This window comes from Streptomyces sp. NRRL F-5650 (assembly GCF_000721365.1).
Classification (GTDB): Bacteria; Actinomycetota; Actinomycetes; order Streptomycetales; family Streptomycetaceae; genus Streptomyces; species Streptomyces ardesiacus.
Window position 1 is genome coordinate 139,303 of record NZ_JOGV01000004.1, and the last position, 19,324, is coordinate 158,626.

Annotated in this window: 12 protein-coding genes; 7 read left to right on the forward strand and 5 right to left on the reverse strand. The window is 72.6% G+C overall.

The window, feature by feature from the left end:
* Positions 1-174: 174 nt before the first annotated feature.
* On the forward strand, positions 175-4,713 hold the full coding sequence (gltB, locus tag IG88_RS0106545) for a glutamate synthase large subunit (protein WP_063760585.1): 4,539 nt from the start codon (positions 175-177) through the stop codon (positions 4,711-4,713).
* Positions 4,706-6,169 (forward strand): glutamate synthase subunit beta, encoded by a 1,464-nt coding sequence (locus IG88_RS0106550; protein ID WP_031035959.1) that lies wholly within the window; start codon positions 4,706-4,708, stop codon positions 6,167-6,169. The genes gltB and IG88_RS0106550 overlap by 8 nt, the downstream gene beginning before the upstream one ends.
* A 139-nt stretch (positions 6,170-6,308) precedes the next feature.
* On the opposite strand, the gene IG88_RS0106555 is transcribed toward IG88_RS0106550, so the two are convergent.
* From IG88_RS0106555 to IG88_RS0106570, 4 genes are all read right to left on the reverse strand, one after another.
* Positions 6,309-7,220, reverse strand: coding sequence for a chitosanase (locus tag IG88_RS0106555; RefSeq protein ID WP_031035961.1), 912 nt, complete (start codon positions 7,218-7,220; stop codon positions 6,309-6,311).
* Positions 7,221-7,269: 49 nt separating this feature from the next.
* Positions 7,270-7,875 (reverse strand): hypothetical protein, encoded by a 606-nt coding sequence (locus IG88_RS38395; RefSeq protein WP_051851788.1) that lies wholly within the window; start codon positions 7,873-7,875, stop codon positions 7,270-7,272.
* Positions 7,876-8,186: 311 nt separating this feature from the next.
* The gene (locus IG88_RS0106565) at positions 8,187-8,816 is read right to left on the reverse strand and encodes an SIMPL domain-containing protein (protein ID WP_031035963.1); all 630 of its coding nucleotides are present in this window, start codon (positions 8,814-8,816) and stop codon (positions 8,187-8,189) included.
* A gap of 40 nt (positions 8,817-8,856) precedes the next feature.
* Positions 8,857-9,753 (reverse strand): hypothetical protein, encoded by an 897-nt coding sequence (locus IG88_RS0106570; RefSeq protein ID WP_031035965.1) that lies wholly within the window; start codon positions 9,751-9,753, stop codon positions 8,857-8,859.
* Between the two features lie 148 nt (positions 9,754-9,901).
* Here IG88_RS0106570 and IG88_RS0106575 point away from each other — a divergent pair, with 148 nt between their 5' ends.
* From IG88_RS0106575 to IG88_RS0106590, 4 genes are all read left to right on the forward strand, one after another.
* Positions 9,902-10,252, forward strand: a complete 351-nt coding sequence (locus IG88_RS0106575) for a chorismate mutase (protein ID WP_031035967.1) — start codon at positions 9,902-9,904, stop codon at positions 10,250-10,252.
* 130 nt (positions 10,253-10,382) lie between these two features.
* Entirely contained in the window at positions 10,383-12,881 is a 2,499-nt protein-coding gene (gene pepN / locus IG88_RS0106580) for an aminopeptidase N (protein ID WP_031035969.1), read from the forward strand.
* Between the two features lie 163 nt (positions 12,882-13,044).
* Complete coding sequence (locus tag IG88_RS0106585) at positions 13,045-14,403, forward strand: pyridoxal phosphate-dependent decarboxylase family protein (protein ID WP_031035971.1); 1,359 nt, start codon at positions 13,045-13,047, stop codon at positions 14,401-14,403.
* Positions 14,400-15,800 carry a lysine N(6)-hydroxylase/L-ornithine N(5)-oxygenase family protein gene (locus IG88_RS0106590; RefSeq protein WP_031035973.1) on the forward strand — a complete coding sequence of 467 codons (1,401 nt, stop codon included), beginning with the start codon at positions 14,400-14,402 and terminating at the stop codon, positions 15,798-15,800. Before IG88_RS0106585 ends, IG88_RS0106590 begins: the two co-directional genes overlap by 4 nt.
* A gap of 24 nt (positions 15,801-15,824) precedes the next feature.
* On the opposite strand, the gene IG88_RS0106595 is transcribed toward IG88_RS0106590, so the two are convergent.
* Positions 15,825-17,639, reverse strand: coding sequence for a bifunctional metallophosphatase/5'-nucleotidase (locus tag IG88_RS0106595; RefSeq protein ID WP_031035975.1), 1,815 nt, complete (start codon positions 17,637-17,639; stop codon positions 15,825-15,827).
* A gap of 214 nt (positions 17,640-17,853) precedes the next feature.
* On the opposite strand from IG88_RS0106595, the gene pyk reads away from it, so the two are divergent.
* Entirely contained in the window at positions 17,854-19,284 is a 1,431-nt protein-coding gene (gene pyk / locus IG88_RS0106600) for a pyruvate kinase (protein ID WP_031035977.1), read from the forward strand.
* The last annotated feature ends 40 nt before the right edge of the window (positions 19,285-19,324 follow it).

Sequence of the window (19,324 nt, forward strand, 5' to 3'; positions counted from 1 at the left end):
AGAACCACTCCATCATGTAACCTGCACCAAATTTTGCACCTGCTTACGCACATCGCAGAGGGCCAACGTCGTCCCTCGGCACTTGCCACATGCCAGATGACGACGACGGGAGAGCCGATGCGTACGCCGCGCCAGCCGTCCCAGCACTCCGCGAATGGCCAGAACTGGTCGTTCATGGATGCTCGCCCTGCCGCGCAGGGTATGTACGACCCCCGCAACGAACACGACGCGTGCGGCGTCGGTTTCGTCGCCACCCTCACCGGCGAGGCGTCCCACACCCTGGTCGACCAGGCACTCACCGTGCTGCGCAACCTGGAGCACCGCGGCGCCACCGGCTCCGAGCCCGACTCGGGCGACGGCGCGGGCATCCTCTCCCAGGTGCCGGACGCCTTCTTCCGCGAGGTCGCCGGATTCGAACTGCCCGAGGCCGGGGCGTACGCCGTCGGCATCGCCTTCCTGCCGGCCGACGGCACCGACGACGCCGTCGCCCGCATCGAGACCATCGCCGGCGAGGAGGGCCTCACCGTCCTCGGCTGGCGCGAGGTCCCGGTCGCCCCGCAGATGCTCGGCGCCACCGCCCGCTCGACCATGCCGGTCTTCCGCCAGGTCTTCGTCACCGACGGCGCCTCGCGGGGCATCGTCCTGGACCGCCGCGCCTTCGCGCTGCGCAAGCGCGCCGAGCGCGAGGCCGGTGTCTACTTCCCGTCGCTGTCCGCGCGGACCATCGTCTACAAGGGCATGCTCACCACGGGCCAGCTCGAGCCGTTCTTCCCGGACCTGTCCGACCGCCGATTCGCTTCCGCGATCGCGCTCGTGCACTCCCGGTTCTCCACCAACACCTTCCCGAGCTGGCCGCTCGCCCACCCGTACCGCTTCGTCGCCCACAACGGCGAGATCAACACGGTCAAGGGCAACCGCAACTGGATGCGCGCCCGCGAGTCCCAGCTCGCCTCGGACCTGTTCGGGTCCTCCGCGGACCTGGAGCGGATCTTCCCGGTCTGTACGCCGGACGCCTCGGACTCCGCCTCCTTCGACGAGGTCCTGGAACTGCTCCACCTCGGCGGGCGGTCGCTGCCGCACTCCGTGCTGATGATGATCCCGGAGGCGTGGGAGAACCACGACTCCATGGACCCGGCCCGGCGCGCGTTCTACCAGTACCACTCCACGATGATGGAGCCCTGGGACGGCCCCGCCTGCGTCACCTTCACCGACGGCACCCAGGTCGGCGCCGTCCTCGACCGCAACGGACTGCGCCCCGGCCGCTACTGGGTCACCGACGACGGCCTCGTCGTCCTCGGCTCCGAGGTCGGCGTCCTCGACATCGACCCCGCCCGGGTCGTCCGCAAGGGCCGCCTGCAGCCGGGCCGGATGTTCCTCGTGGACACCGCCGAGCACCGCATCATCGAGGACGACGAGATCAAGGCCCAGCTCGCCGCCGAGCAGCCGTACGCCGAGTGGATGGACGCCGGCGAGATCGAGCTGAGCGACCTGCCCGAGCGCGAGCACATCGTGCACACCCACGCCTCGGTCACCCGCCGCCAGCAGACCTTCGGGTACACCGAGGAGGAGCTGCGCGTCATCCTCGCGCCGATGGCCAAGGCCGGCGCCGAGCCGATCGGCTCCATGGGAACCGACTCGCCCATCGCCGCGCTCTCCGAGCGTCCCCGGCTGCTCTTCGACTACTTCACCCAGCTCTTCGCGCAGGTCACCAACCCGCCGCTGGACGCCATCCGCGAGGAACTGGTCACCTCGCTGCGCTCCTCGCTCGGCCCCCAGGGCAACCTGCTCGACCCGACGGCCGCCTCGTGCCGCAGCGTCCTGCTGCCCTTCCCGGTGATCGACAACGACGAGCTGGCCAAGCTCATCCACATCAACGCCGACGGCGACATGCCCGGCTTCAAGGCCGCCACCCTCTCCGGTCTCTACCGGGTGCACGGCGGCGGCGACGCCCTGGCCGCGCGCATCGAGGAGATCTGCGCCGAGGCCGACGCCGCCATCGAGAACGGCGCCCGGCTCATCGTCCTGTCCGACCGCCACTCGGACGCCGAGCACGCCCCGATCCCGTCGCTGCTGCTCACCGCCGCCGTCCACCACCACCTCATCCGCACCAAGCAGCGCACCGAGGTGGGTCTGCTGGTCGAGGCCGGCGACGTCCGCGAGGTCCACCACGTCGCCCTGCTCATCGGCTTCGGCGCCGCCGCGGTCAACCCGTACCTGGCGATGGAGTCCGTCGAGGACCTGGTCCGCGCGGGCACCTTCCTGCCGGGCATGGAGGCCGAGCAGGCCATCCGCAACCTGATCCACGCCCTCGGCAAGGGCGTCCTCAAGGTCATGTCCAAGATGGGCATCTCCACCGTCGCCTCCTACCGGGGCGCCCAGGTCTTCGAGGCCGTCGGCCTGGACGAGGCCTTCGTCGAGAAGTACTTCAACGGCACCACCACCAAGATCGGCGGCGTCGGCATCGACGTCGTCGCCCAGGAGGTCGCCGCCCGCCACGCCAAGGCGTACCCGGCCAGCGGCATCGCGCCGGCCCACCGCGCCCTGGACATCGGCGGCGAGTACCAGTGGCGCCGCGAGGGCGAACCGCACCTGTTCGACCCGGAGACGGTCTTCCGCCTCCAGCACTCCACGCGCTCGGGCACGTACGACATCTTCAAGAAGTACACCGAGCGGGTGAACGAGCAGTCCGAGCGGCTGATGACGCTGCGCGGCCTGTTCGGCTTCAAGTCGGACCGGCAGCCGGTCCCCCTCGACGAGGTCGAGCCCGTCTCCGAGATCGTCAAGCGCTTCTCCACCGGCGCCATGTCGTACGGCTCCATCTCCCAGGAGGCGCACGAGACCCTCGCCATCGCCATGAACCAGTTGGGCGGCAAGTCCAACACCGGTGAGGGCGGCGAGGACCCCGAGCGCCTGTACGACCCGGCGCGCCGGTCCAGCATCAAGCAGGTCGCCTCCGGCCGCTTCGGCGTCACCTCCGAGTACCTGGTCAACGCCGACGACATCCAGATCAAGATGGCCCAGGGCGCCAAGCCCGGCGAGGGCGGCCAGCTCCCCGGCCACAAGGTGTACCCGTGGGTCGCCAAGACCCGGCACTCCACCCCGGGTGTCGGTCTGATCTCCCCGCCGCCGCACCACGACATCTACTCCATCGAGGACCTCGCCCAGCTCATCCACGACCTGAAGAACGCCAACCCCCAGGCGCGGATCCACGTCAAGCTGGTCTCCGAGGTCGGGGTCGGCACGGTCGCGGCGGGCGTGTCCAAGGCGCACGCGGACGTGGTGCTCATCTCCGGGCACGACGGCGGCACCGGCGCCTCGCCCCTGACGAGCCTCAAGCACGCGGGCGGCCCCTGGGAGCTGGGCCTCGCCGAGACCCAGCAGACCCTGCTGCTCAACGGCCTGCGCGACCGCATCGTCGTCCAGACCGACGGCCAGCTCAAGACCGGCCGCGACGTCGTCATCGCCGCGCTGCTGGGCGCCGAGGAGTTCGGTTTCGCCACCGCGCCGCTCGTCGTCTCCGGCTGCGTCATGATGCGCGTCTGCCACCTGGACACCTGCCCGGTGGGCATCGCCACCCAGAACCCGGTCCTCAGGGAGCGGTTCTCCGGCAAGGCCGAGTACATCGTGAACTTCTTCCGGTTCATCGCCGAAGAGGTCCGCGAGATCCTCGCCGAACTGGGCTACCGCTCCATCGAGGAGGCCGTCGGCCACGCCGAGACCCTCGACGTGACCCGCGCCGTCGACCACTGGAAGGCGCAGGGCCTCGACCTGGAGCCGCTGTTCCACGTGCCGGACCTGCCCGAGGGCGCGGTGCGCCACCAGGCCGTCGGCCAGGAGCACGGCCTGGAGAAGGCGCTCGACAACCAGCTCATCAAGCTCGCCGCCGACGCGCTGGCCGCCCCGGACGCCACCAGGGCCGCCCCCGTGCGCGCCCAGGTCGCCATCCGCAACATCAACCGCACGGTCGGCACCATGCTCGGCCACGAGGTCACCAAGAAGTTCGGCGGCGGCGGCCTGCCCGACGACACCGTCGACATCACCTTCACCGGCTCCGCCGGCCAGTCCTTCGGCGCCTTCGTCCCCCGCGGCATCACGCTGCGCCTGGAGGGCGACGCCAACGACTACGTCGGCAAGGGCCTGTCCGGCGGCCGGATCGTCGTCCGCCCCGACCGGGGCGCCGACCACCTCGCCGAGTACTCCACCATCGCCGGCAACACCATCGGCTACGGCGCCACCGGCGGCGAGATGTTCCTGCGCGGCAAGGTCGGCGAGCGCTTCTGCGTCCGCAACTCCGGCGCGCTGGTCGTCTCCGAGGGCGTCGGCGACCACGGCTGCGAGTACATGACCGGCGGCCACGCGGTCGTCCTCGGCGAGACCGGCCGCAACTTCGGCGCCGGCATGTCCGGCGGCATCGCCTACGTCGTCGACCTCGACCCCGACAACGTCAACGCGGGCAACGCCGACGCGGTCCAGCCGCTGGACGACGCCGACAAGGACTGGCTGCACGACGTGGTGCGCCGCCACGCCGAGGAGACCGGTTCCACGGTCGCCCAGAAGCTGCTGGCCGACTGGCCCGCCGCCGTGGAGCGCTTCAGCAAGCTCATCCCCCGCACGTACCAGGCAGTGCTCGCCGCCAAGGACGCCGCCGAGCGAGCCGGTCTCTCCGAGACCGAGACCACCGAGAAGATGATGGAGGCGGCGACCAATGGCTGATCCCAAGGGCTTTCTGAACCACGGACGCGAGGTCGCCCGGACCCGCCCCGTCGAGGAGCGCGTCAAGGACTGGAACGAGGTCTACGTCCCCGGCTCCCTGCTGCCGATCATCAGCAAGCAGGCCAGCCGGTGCATGGACTGCGGCATCCCGTTCTGCCACAACGGCTGCCCGCTCGGGAACCTGATCCCCGAGTGGAACGACTACGCCTACCGCGAGGACTGGTCGGCGGCGTCCGAGCGCCTGCACGCCACCAACAACTTCCCGGAGTTCACCGGCCGCCTGTGCCCGGCCCCGTGCGAGTCGGCGTGCGTGCTCGGCATCAACCAGCCGCCGGTCACCATCAAGAACGTCGAGGTCTCCATCATCGACAAGGCGTGGGAGACCGGGGACGTCGCCCCGCGCATCCCCGAGCGCCTGTCCGGCAAGACCGTCGCCGTCATCGGCTCGGGACCGGCGGGCCTCGCCGCGGCCCAGCAGCTCACCCGGGCCGGCCACACCGTCGCCGTCTACGAGCGCGCGGACCGCATCGGAGGCCTCCTCCGGTACGGCATCCCCGAGTTCAAGATGGAGAAGCGGCACATCAACCGGCGCATAGAGCAGATGCGCGCCGAGGGCACCCGCTTCCGCACCGGCGTCGAGATCGGCCGCGACCTCAAGGCGACCGACCTCAAGAAGCGCTACGACGCCGTCGTCATCGCCGCCGGCTCCACCACCGCCCGCGACCTGCCGGTCCCCGGCCGGGAACTCAAGGGCATCCACCAGGCGATGGAGTACCTGCCCCTGGCCAACAAGGTCCAGGAGGGCGACTACGTCACCGCCCCCATCTCCGCCGAGGGCAAGCACGTCGTCGTCATCGGCGGCGGCGACACCGGCGCCGACTGCGTGGGCACCGCCCACCGCCAGGGCGCCGCCTCCGTCACGCAGCTTGAGATCATGCCCCGGCCGGGCGAGGAGCGGAACCCGGTCTCCCAGCCGTGGCCGACCTTCCCCATGCTGTACAAGGTCACCAGTGCCCACGAGGAGGGCGGCGAGCGCGTCTACGCCGTCTCCACCACCCACTTCGAGGGCGACGAGGACGGCAACGTCCAGTGGCTGCACCTGAGCGAGGTCGAGTTCGCCGACGGGAAGCTCACCCCGAAGCCCGGCACCGAGCGGAGGATCCCCGCCCAGTTGGTCACCCTCGCCATGGGCTTCACCGGCACCGACAAGGAGAACGGCCTCGTCGACCAGTTCGGCCTGGAGCTCGACGAACGGGGTAACATCGCCCGGGACGCCGACTTCCAGACCAACGTGCCGGGTGTGTTCGTCGCCGGTGACGCCGGCCGCGGCCAGTCGCTCATCGTCTGGGCGATCGCCGAGGGCCGCTCGGCCGCGCGCGGCGCCGACCGCTTCCTGACCGGAGCCAGCGACCTGCCGGCCCCGATCCGCCCGACCGACCGCGCCCTCGCGGTCTGACGGACGGAACAACCGTCCTGACGGGCGGACAACCGCCCTGACGGACGGAACAACCGAAGAGCGTCCCGCACAAAGGCGTGCGGAACATGATGGCGCCTGCCTCGTCCCCGACCGGACCAGGGCAGGCGCCGTCGCATGCTCAGGGCACCCGGTAGGTGTCCCCGTACATCTCCCACACCAGCGGTGTCGCCAGCTCCAGGTTCCCGGCCGCGAGGAAGCGGCGCTGGGCCGTGTCGACGCGCGAGGTGTCGATGCCCGGCCGCTTGTCGCGCATGGCCTGCTCGCGGACGTCCAGGAAGGTGTCCAGGTAGGCCCTCTCGGAGCCGCCCTGTCCCGGCGTCCTCGCCTTGGCCATGGCCTGCTCGCGCAGCCCGTAGAAGCCCCCGGGATCGGTGTCGGGGCCGTGGAAGACCATCGCGTCGTAGTACACGAACTGGCCGAGCGTGCCCAGGCCGTCCAGCTTGGCCAGGCGCACCGCCGGTTCGAAGTAGACCCGGTCGCGCTCCGCCTCCTGGGCCGCGCGGAACGCCGGGACCTCGGCCTCCGCCTTCCAGGCCGCCGTGAAGCCCGGGTCCAGCCCCTCGTGCGAGTCACTGCCGTCCACCTTCCGCAGCGCGGGCAGGTACCTCGCCAGACCGTTGTCCGGGTGGGCCTCGGTGTAGCGCTCCACCAGGGTGAGCAGGTCGTGGGTGCCCGTGCAGAAGCCGACGATGCCCGCCGTGTACCCGTCGCCGTCCCCGACGTCCTGGATGCTGCCGTAGGCGGTGCGCCAGCGTGTGGTCGAGTTCTCGGCGCTGGACACGAGCTGCTGGGCCAGCTCCTTCTTCGCCGGTGCGGCGAGCCCCGGCGGCAGGTCGGCGATGAGCGCGTCGTCCGCCTCCCGCTCCTTCTCGGCCCGGTCCTTGGCGTCGTCGCGGGCCGACCCGGCGGTGGCCGAGGACGACGGGGAGGCGGGGGCCGCGGTGTCCGACGAGTCGCCCGGCACGGCGAAGTACACGCCCGCGGCGATCACGGGCAGGGCCCCGAGCAGCAGCACTCCGGGACGTTTCACAGGGGGACACCTCTCCTAGGGGAACAGCAGCTCTCGCGGCGGGGGACGCTCACAGGGGAACACTCCCGCCCGTCGGTTCGGACACCTTCCACGCCGCCACCGCCGGCAGCACCGCCGGCGGGGCAGCCGCGCCGGCCCGCACCGCGACCGGGCGCCGGTCCCGGGGCGCGTAGGCGACCGCCGGGGCCGGCCCGCCGCCGGCCGGCACGGCGCCGACGGGCACCGGCCGCGAGGTGAACCAGGCGGAGGCCGCCAGGCACCGCGGCGGCCCGGCCGCCGGCCGGCCGAAGCGGCCCGAGGCGGCGCCCGGCCTGCGGTGCAGCACGTAGGACGCGGCACCCGGCCTGCGGTGCAGCACGTAGGACGGGGCACCCACACCGCGGACGGCACCGGACGCCCCGACCGAGGACGTGCCCGGGGACGGCGAGGACCAGCTCCGGGACGCAACAGCCGAGCGCGGAGAACAGGTACCGGGCGGGGAAACGGACCCGCCCGGGCATCGGCCCCACCGGAACAGGCCGTCGCCGACGCAGCGGGCGCCCTCCGGACCGAGCAGCCGCGAGCCGGCCATGGCGAGCCGGCCCACGAGTCCCGGCCGCACCACCTCCGCCGGGTACGCGAGCACGGTGAGCGCGAACAGCGTGAACGCCACCACGGGGGGCGCCGAGGCACGGCCCCGCCGAGAGGCCGGGCCCGACGTGCCGGCCGCGCCCCTTCCCGCACGCACTCGCGACACCGGTGACCGACCGGCGCCGCGCGCACGCGGTCCGGGCAGGTACCGTGCGCGGCCGGTGCGGCGGACGGCGTACTCCACCGCGGGGTGGCGGTGGCACCTGGTGGCGGTGGATCCGGAATGCACGGCCGGCTCCTCGGGACGGGCGGACGGTGAGCCGGTGGGGACGGCGGCGAACAAAATAACGAACGCCCGCGCGCCGGGCGGGAGGCGGGGTGGCGCCGGATGCCGGGTCAGTGCCGCAGGGAGAAGCCCAGCGCGACCCGGGCGGACACCTCCACCACCCCCGGGGCCAGCACGCCCGGCGGGCCGCCGCCCGCCGAGGCGCGGAACGCGGCGACGGGCTCCGGCTCCACGTCCTGGACGTGCAGGACCGGTCCCAGCCGCGCGTCCGCCGCCTCCGCGTACACCTCGGCCTTGCGGCGGGCCGCGGCGACCGCCCTGCGCCGCGCCTCGTCGAGCAGCGCCGCCCGGTCGCGCACGTCGAACTCGACGCCGTCGATCCGGTGCGCGCCCGCCTCCACCACGTCCGCGATCAGCCGCTCCAGACCGTCCAGACCCTCGGTCTCCACCGAGTACGCGGCCTGGCACCGGTACCCGAGCATCGTCCGGCGCCCGCCGTGACCGTCGTACTCCGAGCTGAGGCCGAGCCGGGAGCCCGAGACCGAGGCGTCCGGCACCCCGTGCCGCCGCAGCACCTCCCGCAGCCGGACCACGGCCTCCCCGGCCCGCCGGAAGGCCTGCTCCGGCGACGGTTCCAGGACGTCCACGGCCGGCCGCACCCGCGCCAACGACGGCTCGGCCCGCACCGTGCCCGAGCCGAACACACTGATGCCCCAGGGTTCTTCTATGGCCTGTGTCATACGGGCATTCAAGCAGTGCCCCGCGCCCGGCGGGCCCGCCTCAGGTGTCGCACTCCAGCACCGTCCGGCACAGCCCGCACCGCGCCCGCACCCGCCCCCGCACCGGCACCCTGATCCGCTGGTGGCAGGTCGGGCAGGGGAACGACACCCGCAGTTGTCCCGGCGCCGGGACGCTGAAGGCGTACGGGCCGTCCGCCGCGGGCCCGGCCCCGTGCGGGTCCTGGGCGTGACGGCGGTCCCGGGCGTAGCGGCGGCGGCCCGCCCAGCCGGCCGCCGTGAGCGGCGGCTGCTGCGCGTCCCGGCGCGCCCGGGCCAGCCCCTTGCCGTACGCCGTGTACGCCTGCGGGCTCGTGAACCACACCGAGGGGTCCTCGCCGAACAGCAGCGCCCGCTTGGCCAGCACGTAACCGAACTCCTCCGGCGTCAGGTACCCCAGCTTCTGCGAGGACACCCCGTCCTCCCGGTAGGCGTCCAGGAGCAGCCAGCCCGCGCCCAGGTACGCCGCCGCCGTGTCGGTGAGGATCTCGTTGGCCCGGGTGGAGGGGAACGACAGGTCGAGCCGGTGCAGGCAGACGTGCATCACCTCGTGCGCGAGCGCCGCGCCGATGTCCCGGCGATGGGTGCGGAAACGGTCGTTCAGCTCCACGAAGTACTCCGGCCCCGCCGTCAGTTCCACGTTCGCCGCGTGGGTCATCTCCCGGAAGGAGACGACCATGCGGGCGTCGGGCAGCCGGTAGTGCCGCACCAGTTCGCGGGCCACCCGCTGCGCGCCCAGATACAGGTCGTCCGTGTCGCAGAACGCCACGTCCACCGGGGCCACACTGGCCGAGAAGGTCTGGACGGTGTCGTACGACAGCCGCCGGTACAGCGCCGTGACGGCCTCCCGCACCGTCTCCAGGTGCGGAAACCCGTGCTCGACCGGTCCGCCGTTCGCCACGCCCTACCCCCAAGACGCCTGGACCCTGCTTCCCCGGCCCCGTGCGCCGGGCCCTGCTCCCACTGTAGGAGCCGCACGGGGACCGTACGCCGTTCAGCGCCTGAGACGGTCTGCCGCGCCGCGGCCCGCGCCCGTAGGGTGGGCGCCCATGACCACCAGCAACACCGGTACCGGTGCCGTCGACCCCGCCGCCCGCGAGGAGCTGGCCCGGCTGCGGGACAGCATCGACAACATCGACGCGGCCGTCGTCCACATGCTCGCCGAGCGCTTCAAGTGCACCCAGCAGGTCGGCCACCTCAAGGCCCGCCACCGGCTGCCGCCCGCCGACCCGGACCGCGAGGCCCGGCAGATCGCCCGGCTGCGCGCCCTCGCCGAGAGCGCCAAGCTCGACCCCGCGTTCGCCGAGAAGTTCCTGAACTTCATCGTCGCCGAGGTGATCCACCACCACGAGCGCATCGCCGAGTCCAACGGCGCCGACGGCGTCCCGTCCTCCGGCTGAGCCGGGCCGCGCCCCCGTCCGCGGGGGCGCACGCCGGGGGGAGGACGGCGGCCGGCGGGGCGGACCGGACATACCGCGCGTACCGAACCGCCGCTGTGCCCCGCCCACCGCATCAGGCAGCATGTCGTGCATGTCCGTACTGACGCGCGACGAAGCGCAGACCCGTTCCCGGCTCCTCGACGTCCACCACTACGCGATCGACCTCGATCTCACCCGTGGGGACGAGACCTTCGACTCCCGCACCGTCATCCGCTTCACCGTCCGCGGCGACACGGACACCGCGGACACCTTCGTCGAGGTCAAGCCCGCCGAACTGCGCACCGTCACCCTGGACGGACACCCCCTCGACCCGGCCGCCCTGGACGACAACCGGCTCGCCCTGGAGAACCTCGCCCCCGGCGAGCACGAGCTGCGCGTCGAGGCCGCCATGCGGTACTCCCGCACCGGCGAGGGCATGCACCGCTTCACCGACCCCACCGACGGCGAGACCTACGTCTACACCCAGCTCTTCCTCGACGACGTCCAGCGCGTCTACGCCGCCTTCGACCAGCCCGACCTCAAGGCCGTCTTCGACCTCGCCGTGACCGCCCCCGAGGGCTGGACCGTCCTCGCCAACGGCGTCACGGAGCACACCGGCGACGGCCGCTGGAAGGCCGCCACCACCCCGCTGATCTCCACCTACCTCGTCGCCGTCGCCGCCGGGCCCTGGCACTCCGTGCGCACCGAGCACCGCGGCCTGCCCTTCGGCCTCCACTGCCGCCGCTCGCTCGCCCCGCACCTGGACGCCGACGCCGACGAACTCCTCGACGTCACCCGCGCCTGCTTCGACCGCTACCACGAGAAGTTCACCGAGCCCTACCCCTTCGACTCCTACGACCAGGCGTTCGTCCCCGAGTTCAACGCCGGCGCCATGGAGAACCCCGGACTGGTCACCTTCCGCGACGAGTTCGTCTTCCGCTCCGCCGTCACCGAGACCCAGCGCCAGACCCGCGCCATGGTGATCGCCCACGAGATGGCCCACATGTGGTTCGGCGACCTCGTCACCCTGCGCTGGTGGGACGACATCTGGCTGAACGAGTCCTTCGCCGAGTACATGGGCTACCAGACCACCGCCGAGGCCACCCGTTTCACGGACACCTGGACGGACTTCGGCGTCACCCGCAAGGCCTGGGGCTACGACGCCGACCAGCGCCCCTCCACCCACCCCGTCGCCCCCGAGGACGTCCGGGACACCGCCTCCGCCCTGCTCAACTTCGACGGCATCTCCTACGCCAAGGGCGCCTCCGCCCTGCGCCAGCTCGTCGCCTGGCTCGGCGAGAAGGACTTCCTGGCCGGCATCAACATCCACTTCGACCGGCACAAGTTCGCCAACGCTTCCCTCGCCGACTTCATCGACTCCCTCGCCGCCGCCACCGACCGCGACGTCCACGCCTGGGCCGACGCCTGGCTGCGCACCACCGGCGTCGACACCCTCACCCCGGCCGTCACCGGCGACAACGGCAGCCGCGCCCTCACCGTCCACCGCACCGGCGAGCGCCCCCACCGCATCGCCGTCGGCCTCTACGACCAGGACCCCGGCGAGGAGGGCCGCCTCACCCCGCGCGAACGCCTCGACATCGACGTCCCCCAGGACGGGCCCCGGCCCATCGGCAAGCTCCCCGCCCTCGTCGTCCTCAACGACGGCGACCTGAGCTACGCCAAGATCCGCTTCGACGCCGACTCCTTCCGCACCCTGCGCGAAAGCCTGTCCGGCCTGCCCGACCCACTCACCCGGGCCGTCGTCTGGAACGCCCTCAGGGACGCCGTGCGCGACGGCGAACTCCCCGCCGCCACCTACCTCGACATCGCCCGCACCCACCTGCCGCACGAGACCGACCTCGCGCTCGTCGACGGCGTCCTCGCCTTCGCCGCCGGCCAGGTCGCCGACCGCTACGTCACCGCCGACCAGCGGCCCGCCGCCCTGAACACCCTCGCCGAGCTGTGCCGCGACCTCATCCGCCGCACCGAGGACGGCGACCACCCCGGCCTGCGCCTGATCGCCGTACGCCACCGCATCTCCACCGCCGCCCACCCCGACACCATCGCCGCCTGGCTCGCCGACGGCACCGTGCCCGGCGGCCCCGAACTCGACCCCGAGCTGCGCTGGCGCATCCTCACCCGGCTCGCCGTCCTCGGCGCCACCGACGAGGACGCCATCGCCGCCGAACTGGCGAACGACCCGAGCGCCACCGGCCAGGAGGGCGCCGCCCGCTGCCGCGCCGCGCTGCCCGACGCCGGGGCCAAGGCCCGCGCCTGGGACGCCATGTTCGCCTCCGACGACCTGTCCAACTACCTGTTCACCGCCACCGCCCAGGGCTTCTGGCAGCCCGAACAGGCCGGCCTCGTGCGCGACTACGTCCCGCGCTACTACCCCGAGGCCGTCGCCCTCGCCGCCCGCCGCGGCCCCGCCATCGCCGACGCCGCCGGCCGCTGGGCCTTCCCCGCCCACGCCGTCGACGCCGACACCCTCCGCCTCGGCCGGGAGTGCCTCGCGGACGCCGACCCGGTCCCCGCCCTGCGCCGCAAGCTCACCGACCAGCTCGACGACCTGGCCCGCGCCCTGCGGGTGCGGGAGGCGAGCAGCGACTGAGCCCGGACGCGGCCGGTCCCCGGGCGAGCGGGGGACCGGCCGCGGCTCCCGGCACAAGGGCCGCCGGGATACCCCTTTCGGGTTGGATCACTGAGCTGTCCGGGCGTACGCGCACCCGTGCGTACAAGCTGGAACCCCAGTCCCCGTGCCCCAAGGACGGCTCATGGGCCTGCCGCCCCTCGCCTCGGGCCCGCACGGCACCGACGCCCTGCGGCCCCTGCTCGACACCGTGCTCGACGCCCTGCGCGCCGGCACCGCCGCCCGCCGCGGCCCGCTGCCCCCGGGCGGTCCCGGCGCCGTCGCCGCCCGGGTGGCCGAGGCGGCCGGCGAGATCCTGCCCGACCGGGGCGACCCCGAGGCGCTGCGCGTCCTGGTCACCGCGCTCGCCGAGGGCGCCGCCGACCCCGCCCATCCCCTGTGCGCCGCGCACCTGCACGCCCCGCCGCTGGCCGTCGCGGCCGCCGCCGACCTCGCCGCGAGCGTCCTCAACCCCTCCCTCGACTCCTGGGACCAGGCCCCCGCCGCCTCCGCCCTGGAGGCCCTCGTCACCCGCGCCCTCGCCCGCGAGACCGGCGCCGCCGAGGCCCTCGTCACCACCGGCGGCACCGAGTCCAACCAGCTCGCCGTCCTGCTCGCCCGGGAGAGGCACGGGGCGAGCCTGCGGCTGGTCCACGGGGAGAACGCCCACCACTCCCTGCCCCGCGCCGCACGGCTCCTCGGGCTGCCGGAACCCGTCGTCGTGCCCGCCCCCGCCGGCACCCTCGACCCCGCCGCCCTCGACGAGGCGCTCCTGCGGGTCCCCGGCCCCCATCTCGTCGCCGCCACCGCCGGCACCACCGACGCCGGGCTCATCGACCCGCTCCCCGAGATCGCCGGCCGCTGCACCGCCCACGCCGCCCGCCTCCACGTCGACGCCGCCTACGGCGCGGGCCTCCTCTTCAGCGACCGGCACCGCCCACGGCTGGCGGGGCTGGAGGGCGCCGACACCGTCGCCCTGGACCTGCACAAGCTCGGCTGGCAGCCGATCCCCGCCGGCCTCCTCACCGTCACCGACCCCGACGACCTCGCCGCCCTCCACCACCGCGCCGACTACCTCAACGCCGACGACGACACCGAGGCCGGCCTCCCCGACCTCCTCCACCGCTCCCCGCGCACCAGCCGCCGCCCCGACGTCCTCAAAGCCGCCGTCACCCTCAAGACCCTGGGCCGCAGCGGACTGGGCGCGCTCGTCGACGCGGTCTGCTCCCTCGCCCGGCACTTCGCCGACCTGGTCGACACCCACCCCGGGTTCGCACTGCACGCCCCGCCCACCATCAGCACGGTCCTGTTCCGGCCCGCGGGGGCCACCGACGACGCCGTCGCCGCCGTACGCCGCGCGCTGCTCGGCACCGGCCGCGCCGTGCTCGGACGGGCCCGCGCCGACGGGCGGCTCTGGCTCAAGGCGACCTTCCTCAACCCCCACGCCGGGCCGGACGACCTCGCAGCACTCCTGACACTCGTGGAAGGACACACCCCCCGATGAACGCCACCCCGCACGCGCCCCGCGACCTCGTCGGCATCGGCATCGGCCCCTTCAACCTCTCCCTCGCGGCCCTCGCCGACCCCCTCACCGGCCTCGACACCGTCTTCTACGAACAGCGCCCCGGCTTCCGCTGGCACCCCGGCCTGCTCATCGACGGCGCCCGCATCCAGGTCCCCTTCCTCGCCGACCTCGTCACCCTCGTCGACCCGGCCAGCCCCTGGACCTTCCTCAACCACCTCAGGGCCAGAGAACGCCTCTTCCCCTTCTACTTCGCCGAGCGCTTCCACATCGAGCGCGCCGAGTACGACGCCTACTGCCGCTGGGTCGCCGAGAACCTGCCCGCCCTGCGCTTCCACCACCAGGTCGACGCGGTGCGCTGGAACCCCGAACGCGGCCTCTTCGAGGTCGACTACACCCAGCTCGACGCCGACGGAGAGGCCGAGGCCCTCGGCCGCACCCACACCCGCAACGTCGTCCTCGGCGTCGGCACCGAGCCCCACGTCCCCGAAGCCCTCAGACCGCTCGCCGAGGACCCCGCCGTCCCCGTCGTCCACGCCGCCGACTACCTCCGCCACCGCGACACGCTCCTGGCCGCCGGGCACGTCACCGTCGTCGGCACCGGCCAGTCCGGCGCCGAGATCTTCCTCGACCTGCTCCGCCGCCGCCCCACCGGCCGCGAACGGCTGCACTGGATCGGCCGCACCGGGGCCCTCGCCCCCATGGAGTACTCCAAGCTCGGCCTGGAGCACTTCACCCCCGACTACACCCGCTACTTCCACGGCCTGGCCGAACCGGTGCGCGACCGCCTCGTCGCCGCCCAGTGGCAACTCCACAAGGGCATCGACGCCGACACCACCGCCGCCATCCACGACGAGCTCTACCGCCGCACCCTCGACGGCGGCTGGCCCGACACCACCCTCACCCCCGGCGTCCACGTGCGCACCGCCGGCCGCATCGGCGCCACCCAGGTCGAGCTCCACCTCGAACACGAACAGCAGAAGACCCGCACCCGCCTCACCACCGACGCCGTCGTCCTCGCCACCGGCCAGCGCGAACGCCCCCTGGGCCGCCTCCTCGCCGGTCTCGACCCCTACATGCGGCGCGACAACCGCGAACGCCCCCGCGTCGACGACCGCCACCGTCTCGTCCTCGACCCCTGCGTCACCGGCAACGTCTACGTGCAGAACGCCGAGACGCACACCCACGGCGTGGGCACCCCCGACCTCGGCCTCGCCGCCTGGCGCAGCGCGACCATCCTCAACGACCTCACCGGGCAGGAGCCCTACCCGCTGCCCGCGCGCACCGCCTTCACCACCTTCGGCCTGGAAGGCGGCCGGCCCCAGATCCCGTCCGCGCGCCACCACCGGGAACTCACCCCGCTGGTGGACGGAATCTGAGGCCGCCCGTGCGCCTGCCGCGGATCAGAACACCGGCACGCCGTCGCGCGTCAGCGACCAGTCCACGGACGCGAAGTCCTTCGGGTCCAGCACGCCCCTGGCCGTCACCCACTCCGCGATCCGGGTCCGGATCTCCGTCGACTCCGACCACAGCTCCTTCGCCGACGCCACGTGCGGGAACGCGCCGCCGCCGTTGGCCCGGTAGTTGTTCACCGCCAGCACGAACTGCTGCGCGTCGTCCAGCGGAGCACCGCCGTACGTGAGGTTCCTGATCCGCGACCCGGCGGCCTGCGCGATGTCGATCTCGTAGGCCAGCCCCGACACGTAGTCGTAGTTGTAGTCCGGGCGGCCGTTCGCGTTGGTCAGCTTCTCCACGTCCACCGGCGCACCGGCGGCCGTCCGCACGTAGTACTCCGCCGAGTACTCCAGGTACGCCCGGACCTGGGCGCCCGTCAGCAACTTGGCGACCAGCGTGTTGTCGTAGACGTACAGGCTCGACAGGTCCCGGATCGTCACGTCGCCCGCCGGGATCTGCGAGGTCCGGGAGAACGGCGAGGCCTGCGCCAGGACCGGCAGCGCCGCGTACTCCGTGCCCGCCAGCGCCTCCTTGACCACGTCCTCCTGCACCTTGGTGATCAGGTCGATGATCGGGGCGTCCTTGTACCGCGCCTCGACCGTCGTCAGTGTCTCGGTGGCCGTGCCGACGACCTGGTTGACGTACGCCACGACCTTCGCGTGCTCGTCCGCCAGCAGCTTCGTGATCCTCGGGTCGTCGGCAACCGTGCTGGAGTCGCGCAGCGACGCCCCGACCGACTCCACGTGCCAGCGGCCCCGCTCGAAGACCAGCTCGAAGTCGAACACGCTGAGCCGCTCGGCGAAGCACAGCGGCTCCGACAGGACGACGGTCTTCCCGGTCTTCTCGTTGACGACCTTCAGCTCCGCGATCTCCTCGTGCGCGTGCCCGACCAGGATCGCGTCGATGCCCGGCACCTGCCGCGCCACGTTGGCCGCCGCGTTCTCGACGTAGGGGACCTGGTCGCCGTAGGAGGACGTGCCCGACGAGCCCGAGTGCGCCGAGACGACCACCACGTCCGCGCCCATGGAACGCAGCTTCGGCACCCACTTGGCCGCCTGCTCCTCGAGCCCCGGGAAGGCCAGCTTCCCCTGCACGTACGCCTTGTCCCAGATCGCGATGCCCGGGTTGGTCAGCCCCAGCACCGCCACCTTCACCGGCCGCGCGCCCCGCACGGGGAACGTCTTCATGAAGTACGGCGGGAAGGCGGGCTTCAGGGTCTTGGCGTCGACCGCGTTCGCGCCGAGCAGCGGAAAGTCGCACTGCTCCTCGAACCTGCGCAGCGTCTCGATGCCGTAGTTGAACTCGTGGTTGCCGAGTGCCACGGCGTCGTAGCCGATGGCGTTCATCGCCTGCGCCATCGGGTGCACCGGCCCGCCCTCGGCGGTGATCGGGTCGACCTTGGCGTAGTAGTACGTCAGCGGGGTGCCCTGGATGGTGTCGCCCGCGTCCACCAGCAGGGTGTTGTGGCGGCCCTTCTCCTCGCGCACCTGGTTCACCAGGGTGGAGATCCGGCCGAGGCCCTGCGCGTTGCCCGCCGCGTCCGTGTACTCGGCGTCCTTGAAGTAGTCCCAGTTGAAGACGTGCCCGTGCAGGTCGGTGGTGCCGAGCACGGTCAGCGCGTACCGCTTCCGCTTCCCGCCCGGGTGCCCCTGGGGCGCGGTGGAGGCCGCCTCGGCCGCCGGAGCCGCGGCGGCGCCGGCCAGCGCGACCCCCGCTCCCGTCACGGCGGACCTGCTCAGGAAGGTGCGGCGGTTCAACGGCATGACTGGCTCTCCTCGGTGACCCGTACAGACAGTGGCAACGCGCGTAGATTCTGTCCTGAACATGCCGCGTGTCAAGGGGCGCGTTCCTGTCCGGATGCTCATCGGAGCACACCGCCGCACACTTCAACACTTGTCAATATCCCTTTACTGAAAGGTTGTTGAGTGGTCATGCGTGGCCAATTCGCTACCCGGCAGTAAGTCATAGGCTCGGTCCATGCGCCGAGCAAAGATCGTCTGCACCCTTGGTCCCGCCACCGATTCGTACGACCAGATCAAGGACCTGGTCGACGCCGGAATGGACATCGCCCGCTTCAATTTCAGCCACGGCTCCCACGCCGAGCACGAGGAGCGCTACCGCCGGGTCCGCAAGGCGTCCGACGAGACCGGGCGCAGCGTCGGCACCCTCGCCGACCTTCAGGGGCCGAAGATCCGCCTCGGCCATTTCGGTGAGGGACCCGTACTCCTCGAACGCGGCGACAGCTTCACCATCACCGTCGAGGAGGGCGTCGAGGGCGACCGCCACGTCTGCGGCACCACCTACGCGGGCCTGGCCGAGGACGTCACCCCCGGCGAACGGGTCCTCGTCGACGACGGCAAGGTCTGCCTGGAGGTGACCGGCGTCGACGGACCCCGGGTGCGCACCCGGGTGATCGAGGGCGGCATGGTCTCCGACCACAAGGGCCTGAACCTCCCCGGGGTCGCGGTGTCCGTGCCCGCCCTGTCGAAGAAGGACGAGGACGACCTGCGCTGGGCGCTTCGCAACGGCTTCGACGTCGTCGCCCTCTCCTTCGTCCGCAGCGGGCGCGACGTCCTCGACGTCCACCGCATCATGGACGAGGAGGGCCGCCGGCTGCCGGTCATCGCCAAGGTGGAGAAACCGCAGGCGGTCGAGAACATCGAGGACATCGTCGCCGCCTTCGACGGCATCATGGTCGCCCGGGGCGACCTCGGCGTCGAGATGCCCCTGGAGCAGGTGCCGATCGTCCAGAAGCGCGCCATCAAGCTCGCCAGGCGCAACGCCAAGCCGGTCATCGTCGCCACCCAGATGCTCGACTCGATGATCGACAACGCCCGCCCCACCCGCGCCGAGGCCTCCGACGTCGCCAACGCGGTCATCGACGGCACGGACGCCGTGATGCTCTCCGGCGAGACCAGCGTCGGCAAGCACGCGACCGACACGGTGCGCACCATGGCCCGGATCGTCGAAGCGGCCGAGGAGGACATCCTCGCCAAGGGCCTGCCCCCGCTGACCGAGGGCAGCAAGCCCCGCACCCAGGGCGGCGCCGTCGCCCGCGCCGCCGCCGAGACCGGCGACTTCCTGGGTGCGAAGTTCCTGGTCGCCTTCACCCAGTCCGGCGACACCGTCCGCCGGCTGTCCCGCTACCGCTCGCCCATTCCGCTGCTCGCCTTCACCCCGGAACCGGCGACCCGCTCGCAGCTCAGCCTGACCTGGGGAGTGGAGACCTTCCTCGGCCCGCACGTGGACTCCACGGACGCGATGGTCGACCAGGTGGACGAACTGCTCACCCGGTACGGCCGCTGCGAGAAGGGCGACGTCGTGGTGATCACGGCGGGCTCCCCGCCGGGGGTGTCCGGCACGACCAATCTGGTGCGGGTCCACCACATCGGGGAGGACGACGACTGAACGGGTGTCACCGTTCTGCGCGCTAGGGGCCTTCGAAACG

Excerpts from the sequence above, each read along its gene's own strand:
- gltB (WP_063760585.1), top strand. The coding sequence starts at position 175 with ATGGATGCTCGCCCTGCCGCGCAGGGTATGTACGACCCCCGCAACGAA.
- IG88_RS0106550 (WP_031035959.1), top strand. The coding sequence starts at position 4,706 with ATGGCTGATCCCAAGGGCTTTCTGAACCACGGACGCGAGGTCGCCCGG.
- IG88_RS0106565 (WP_031035963.1), bottom strand. The coding sequence starts at position 8,816 with ATGACACAGGCCATAGAAGAACCCTGGGGCATCAGTGTGTTCGGCTCG.
- IG88_RS0106575 (WP_031035967.1), top strand. The coding sequence starts at position 9,902 with ATGACCACCAGCAACACCGGTACCGGTGCCGTCGACCCCGCCGCCCGC.
- pepN (WP_031035969.1), top strand. The coding sequence starts at position 10,383 with ATGTCCGTACTGACGCGCGACGAAGCGCAGACCCGTTCCCGGCTCCTC.
- IG88_RS0106585 (WP_031035971.1), top strand. The coding sequence starts at position 13,045 with ATGGGCCTGCCGCCCCTCGCCTCGGGCCCGCACGGCACCGACGCCCTG.
- IG88_RS0106590 (WP_031035973.1), top strand. The coding sequence starts at position 14,400 with ATGAACGCCACCCCGCACGCGCCCCGCGACCTCGTCGGCATCGGCATC.
- IG88_RS0106595 (WP_031035975.1), bottom strand. The coding sequence starts at position 17,639 with ATGCCGTTGAACCGCCGCACCTTCCTGAGCAGGTCCGCCGTGACGGGA.
- pyk (WP_031035977.1), top strand. The coding sequence starts at position 17,854 with ATGCGCCGAGCAAAGATCGTCTGCACCCTTGGTCCCGCCACCGATTCG.